The sequence below is a fragment of the Actinomadura sp. 7K534 genome, assembly GCF_004348575.1.
GTDB classification, from domain to species: domain Bacteria; phylum Actinomycetota; class Actinomycetes; order Streptosporangiales; family Streptosporangiaceae; genus Spirillospora; species Spirillospora livida.
Genome location: NZ_SMKB01000074.1, coordinates 23,364 through 29,363 on the forward strand (window position 1 = coordinate 23,364; position 6,000 = coordinate 29,363).

General features: G+C 73.5%; 5 protein-coding genes. 2 read left to right on the top strand and 3 right to left on the bottom strand.

From position 1 onward, the window contains the following. Window positions 1-93 precede the first annotated feature (93 nt). On the bottom strand, window positions 94-969 hold the full coding sequence (locus E1266_RS16830) for an SDR family oxidoreductase (RefSeq protein ID WP_132047953.1): 876 nt from the start codon (window positions 967-969) through the stop codon (window positions 94-96). 118 nt (window positions 970-1,087) lie between these two features. On the opposite strand from E1266_RS16830, the gene E1266_RS16835 reads away from it, so the two are divergent. After that, entirely contained in the window at window positions 1,088-1,951 is an 864-nt protein-coding gene (locus E1266_RS16835) for an SAM-dependent methyltransferase (protein ID WP_243718496.1), read from the top strand. 3 nt (window positions 1,952-1,954) lie between these two features. Here E1266_RS16835 and E1266_RS16840 read toward each other — a convergent pair whose 3' ends face one another. Beyond that, window positions 1,955-2,542, bottom strand: coding sequence for a TetR/AcrR family transcriptional regulator (locus tag E1266_RS16840; protein WP_165966113.1), 588 nt, complete (start codon window positions 2,540-2,542; stop codon window positions 1,955-1,957). A gap of 75 nt (window positions 2,543-2,617) precedes the next feature. On the opposite strand from E1266_RS16840, the gene E1266_RS16845 reads away from it, so the two are divergent. Continuing rightward, window positions 2,618-4,501 carry a cellulase family glycosylhydrolase gene (locus E1266_RS16845; RefSeq protein ID WP_132047959.1) on the top strand — a complete coding sequence of 628 codons (1,884 nt, stop codon included), beginning with the start codon at window positions 2,618-2,620 and terminating at the stop codon, window positions 4,499-4,501. On the opposite strand, the gene pabB is transcribed toward E1266_RS16845, so the two are convergent. Further along, on the bottom strand, window positions 4,438-6,000 hold a 1,563-nt coding region (gene pabB / locus E1266_RS16850; RefSeq protein ID WP_132047961.1), incomplete at its 5' end, for an aminodeoxychorismate synthase component I. The two genes, E1266_RS16845 and pabB, sit on opposite strands and share 64 nt — an antisense overlap.

Consider the following 6,000-nt stretch of genomic DNA (forward strand, 5'->3'; position numbering starts at 1 on the left):
AAAGCGCGGTGTCAATACCCCGCTCACACCGTTTCGGCGGGGCGGCGCCGGAGCTGCGGCTTCGCGGAGGAAACGGCGCGCCGGAACCGCGCGTCAGGAGCCCGCGAGAAGGTCGCGGTGCCGTTCCATGAGGTCGGAGACGGGACGGGCCGGACGGCCCGTGAGCCGCTCGACCGCGTCGCTGAGCGGCTCCCCGTAACCGGCGCGCAGCGACACCCCGAAGGAGACGATCATGCCCCGCACGTCGTCGGGCACGCCCGCGGCGCGCAGCTGGGCGTCGAGCTCGTCGTCGGGCACGCTGAGGTAGCCGACGGGGCGGCCGGAGATCCCGGCGGCGAGCGTCGTGAGGTCGTCGAAGCCGAGCAGCTCGGGCCCGGTGACGTCGTACGTCCTGCCCTCGTGGCCGGAGGAGGCCAGGACCGCGGCGGCGGCGGCCGCGCAGTCGTCGCGGTGCACGAAGGCGCCCTTGGCGTGGGCGGTGTTGTCCACCAGCACGCCGCGGGCGATCGCCGGCGGGAGGATCTGCGTGACGGGCGTCTCCGCGAACAGCCCCATGCGCAGGTAGGTCACCTCCAGGCCGGAGGCGTCCAGCAGCTCGTGGGTGCGCAGGTGGTCGGGCACGACCGTGGACGGGCAGCCCGGCTCGGCCATGATGTAGGACGTGTAGACGATCTGCCGCACCCCGGCCGCGGCGGCCGCGTCGATCGCGTTGCGGTGCTGGGTCACGCGGTGGCCGAGTTCGTGCAGGCTGACCAGGAGCAGCCGGTCGACCCCCTCGAAGGCGGCGGGCAGCGACTCCGGCCGGTCGTAGTCGCCGTACCGCACGGCCGCCCCGGCGTCCGCGAACTCGGCGAGCGCGTCCACATTTCTGGTGATCAGGACGACGTCATCAGGGGAGACCTTTTCCAGCAGGTATTTCGCGGTGGCGCGAGCGAGCTGACCGGACGCGCCGGCTATGGCGATCCTCATCACGTTCCCCGATCGTTCGACTACGGGAGGCGACGGCACCCGGTTCTCCCTTCCGGCAATGCCCGCCGCGTTAAGCTACTCCCCTCTGCCGCCGTCAGGAGCGTGGAGTTACCGGAACGTGTCATCCCCGCGAGAAGACAGCACCGCGCCGGCCGAGAGCCTGGCGTGCGAGGCCCGGCGCCCCCTCGTTGACGCGACCCATCCGTCGTCGGCCCGGGTGTACGACTACCTGTTGGGCGGAAAGGACAATTTCGCCACCGACCGGAGTGCCGCGAACAAAATCGAGGAGGCTTTCCCGGCCATCCGGACAGGTGCGCTGGAGAACCGCAGGTTCCTGCTCCGCGGCGTCCGGCACCTCGCCGCCGAGGCCGGGATCCGGCAGTTCCTCGACATCGGCACAGGCATCCCGACCTCGCCGAACGTGCACGAGGTCGCCCAGGGCGTCGCGCCCGAGGCGCGCATCGCCTACGTCGACAACGACCCGGTCGTGCTGGCGCACGCCCGCGCCCTGATGGTCTCCGACCCCCGGGGTAACGTCGGATATCTGGACGCCGACATCCGCGCTCCGGAGGCCATTGTCGGCAGCGATCTCGTGCGCAAGGTCTTGGATTTCGACAAGCCGATCGCACTGATACTCAGCGCCATTCTGCATTTCATTCCCGACGAGGAGCGGCCCGCGGAGATCGTCCGGACGTTCGTCGAGGCGCTCCCGCCGGGCAGCTACGTCCTCGCGAGCCACGTGACCCCGGAGCACGAGCCGCGGCTGCGGCCGGCGTCCGCGGGGTACCGCGACGACGGGGTGCGCACCCGGCCGCGGACCGCCGCGGAGTTCGAGCGGCTCGTGTTCGCCGGCCGCGGGCTCGAACTCGTCCCGCCCGGCGTGGTCCTCGTATCGCGGTGGCGCCGCGATCCGGACGAGCCGCCGGCCCCCTCCCCGGCCGAGGTCTCGGCCTACGGCGGCCTCGCGAGGCTCGCCGGCTGAGGCTCAGTCTCGGGGTGCGGTGAGCAGCGCCGCCAGGGCGGCCGCGAACCGCTCGGGGTCGACATCGGCCGGCGGCCGGCCGAAGAACTCCCGGGACAGGTGGTACCCGGTCAGGGCGGACACGACGACGGCGAGGATCGCGTGCGCGTCCTCCTCCCCCGGCAGCTCCGGCAGGTCCCGGGTGAGGTGGTCGGCCTCCTCGGCTATGCCCTCGTCCAGCAGCGCGCCGCGGACCTTGCGGGTCAGCTCGGGGAACCGGCCGTGCTCGCGGGCCAGCAGCGTGATCAGCGGCCGCACCGCCGCCAGGTAGTCGAGCTGCTGAAGAAGGCGGCGGGTGAGCGCCTCGCGCGGGTCGCCGGTGACGGGCCCGCGCTCGAAGGCGCGGCGGTGCTCCTGGGCGCGGCCCAGCTCCCGCTCGAAGACCTCGCCGAACACGTCCTCCTTGGAGGCGAAGTGCCGGTAGAAGCTGCCGCTCCCGGGGGAGAGCCCGGCCAGCTCCTCGATGTCGGTGACGGTCGTGCCGCCGAAGCCGCGCCGCTGGATCAGCTCCAAGGCCGCGTCGAGGATGCGCTCACGCGTGGTGGATGACACGGATGCAAGATAGCTCTTGCGGATGCAAGAACCTTCTTGCACAGTGGAGGGCCCCGGCGACGAAAGGCCCCCGCCATGCCCGCGTTCCACGCGTCCCGCGTCCCCGTCCGGCTCCTGTCCGCGGTCCTGCTGGCGGTGGCCGGCCTGCCCGCCGTCACCGCGGCGCCCGCGCATGCGGCGGCTCCGCCGGGGGCGGTCGTCGTCGCGCCGGACGACGGCGCCTGGGAGTTCCGGGACGCCGACGGCCGCGAGGTCACGCTGCGCGGCTTCAACGTCTCGGGCAGCACCAAGCTCTACGAGAACGACCTCCTGCCGTTCCGCACCACCGCGGACGCCGCTCGGTCCGCCCAGGCGATGCGGGACCTGACCGGCGCCAACGCGGTCCGCTTCCTGATCAGCTGGGAGGGGGTCCAGCCGGCGCCCGACCGCATCGATTACGCCTACCTCGACAAGGTCGCGGCGCAGATCAGGGAGTTCACCGACCGCGGGATCCGCGTCCTGCTCGACTACCACCAGGACCTGTACTCCTCGCACCTGTTCCACGAGGGCAGCTGGTACACCGGGGACGGCGCCCCGGAATGGGTGATCGAGGCCGGGAACTACCCGCGGGAGTCGTGCGGGATCTGCCTGCTGTGGGGCCAGAACATGATGAACAACGGCGCGGTGCGCCAGGCCGCCTACGACTTCTGGCGCAACCGGGTGCTCGCCACGGAGGCCGGGCCGGTCGGCGTCCAGGACGCCTTCCTCGCGCAGGCGAAGGCGACCATGATCCACCTCGAACGGGAGCTCCCCCGGCAGGCGTTCGACGCCGTCATCGGGTTCGACCCGTTCAACGAGCCGTTCGACGGCGGCCTGGACGGCGGCTCCGGCGCCGACTGGGAGAAGAACCACCTGATGCCCTTCTACCACCGGTTCCGCGCCGCGATGGACGAGGCGGGCTGGGCCGCCAAACCCGCCTTCGTGGAGCCGCTGGTCTTCTGGAACACCGGGTTCTTCGAGCAGGGCGGCATGTCCACGGTCGGGCGGCTCGGTACCCGGATGGTCTTCAACACCCACTACTACGACGGGGCGCGGATGACGCTCGACCCCTCCCCCGCGTCCGACGGGACCTACGCCGCGCCGATGAACGAGATCCGGCGGCGCGCCACGGAGCTGGGCACCGCGCCGATCGTCTCCGAGTTCGGCAACAAGCTCGACGACGGCCGCACCCCGTGGATGGTCCGCGGAATGTACCAGGCGATGGACTACGGCGTTCCCGGCCGCGGCTGGTGGAACGGGCCGTCCGGCGGCGGGTCCGTGCTGTCGGCGATCCAGTGGCACTGGGACGTCTACAGCGGCCGCCACCACGAGCTGATGAACGGCAATCCGCGGAAGGTGCAGACCGAGGGCGACGCGTGGAACGGCGAGGACCACTCGGTCGTCACCGCCGACGACGCGGGCGCCGTCGCGCTCCGGCTGGACCAGCGCGTCCTCGACAGGCTCTACCCGGCCGCGGTGAACGGCGACACCCTGGCGTTCGCGTTCGAGGACCTGGCCCGCTCCGGATACGGCGGGACGGGGCGGCAGCAGCCCTGGCTCACCGTCCCGTCCTCGATGCCCGCCGTCGCGGCCCTGGTCGAAGGCCGCCAGTACGGCGTCCTCGTGTGGCGGGGGTCGGCGACGGGCGCGCCCACCGACCTGCACCTTCCGCGGTCGTTCGCCCCCGCCGGTACCACGGTCGTCAGCGATCTCGGCGCGCTGACCGGCCTGCCCGCCTCCGGCGCGGTGAGGGCCACGCTGGAGCCCGGCTCATCCTCGGCGCACCGGCTGCAGCTCGCCCCGGCCGGCGACTCGCCCGCGGCGGTGCACTTCGCCCTCGTCGCCAACACCGCGGCAGGGGCGCCGGTGACGCCCGCTCAGCTGGCCGCGGCCCGCGCCGAGCTGTCCGCCTGGACGAGCCGCCACTTCTCCGCCGGCTGATCCGCGGGGAACGGCGCGCCGAGGAGGCGGAGCAGGGGCGCGGCCTTCACCTCGGTCTCCTCGAACTCGGCGTCCGGGTCCGACAGGGCGGTGATGGCGCCGCCGACGCCGAACTCGACGCGCCCGGCGGCGAGCACGGCCGTGCGGATCACGATGCTGAAGTCGGCCGCGCCGGACAGCGAGAGGTAGCCGAGGGCGCCGGAGTACACGCCGCGCGGGCCCTCCTCCAGCCGGTCGATGATCTGCATGGTGCGGATCTTCGGCGCCCCGGTCATCGAGCCGCCGGGGAACGCCGACCGCACGCACCGCACGGCCGAGACGTCCGGGCGGAGGGTGGCGCGGACCGTGCTCACCAGCTGGTGGACGGTGGTGTAGCTCTCCACGTCGAAGATCGGGTCGACCTCGACCGACCCGGTCTCGGCGACGCCGCCGAGGTCGTGCCGGACCAGGTCGACGATCATGAGGTTCTCGGCGCGGTCCTTGACGCTCGCCGCCAGCTCGGCGCGCAGCCGCCGGTCCTCGGCGGGGTCCGCCGACCGCGGCCGGGTGCCCTTGATCGGCTTGGACTCGGCCCGCCCGTCCGCCGAGACGCGCAGGAAGCGCTCGGGCGAGGCGCTCAGCACCGCCAGGTCGCCGAACCGCAGCAGCGCCCCGAACGGCACCGGGTCGCGCCTGCGCAGCAGCCGGTAGAAGTCCCACGGGTCCGCCCGCACCGGCGCGGTGAGCATGTTGGTCAGGCACACCTCGTAGGTCTCCCCGGCGACGATCTCCCGCCGGCAGGCGGCGATCTTGTCGAGGTAGCGGCGCCGGCCGTGCCGCAGCGCGAGCCCGCCGGGCACCGGCGGGTCGGCGGCCGGGGCCGGCGTGCCGGGTGACCGGGCGGGCAGCCCGGCCAGGCGGGATTCGACGGCGTCCAGCCAGGCCCGTGCCGCGCGCTCGTCGCCGGACGGGCACAGGGCCAGCAGGTGGACGGTCCCGTCCCGGTGGTCGAACGCGACGGCCCGGTCGGCGAAGATCATGGCGGCGTCGGGGTGCGGGGAGCGGTGCGCCCGCGCCCCGCCGCACTCGGCCTTGAGCTCGTAGCCGAGGTACCCGACCCAGCCGAGCCGGAAGCCGAACGGCAGGTCGGGGGTCTCGGCGGCGTGCGCGCGCAGGTCGGCGTCGAGCCAGTCGAAGAAGGACGCCCGCTCCAGCCGCGCGGTCCCGCCCGCCGACTCGACCGTCAGGGCCCCGGTCTCCACGTCGAAGGTGGCGATCCGCGCCAGCGGGCCGGTCGCGTCCCCCATGAAGGAGAAGCGCCCGCCGTGCTCGCCGGTGCGGCTGCTGTCGAGCCAGAACGCCCGGTCGGAACCGGCGAACAGGGCGCCGAACACGTCCTCGGCCACCGCGGGCGTGCTGACCCGGCGTGCGATGACGCGGTACTTCGCCGTCCGCTCCGGCTCGGCGGCCGGTTCGGGAGCCCGCGGGGCGGGAGCCCGCGGGGCGGGAGCCCGCGGGGC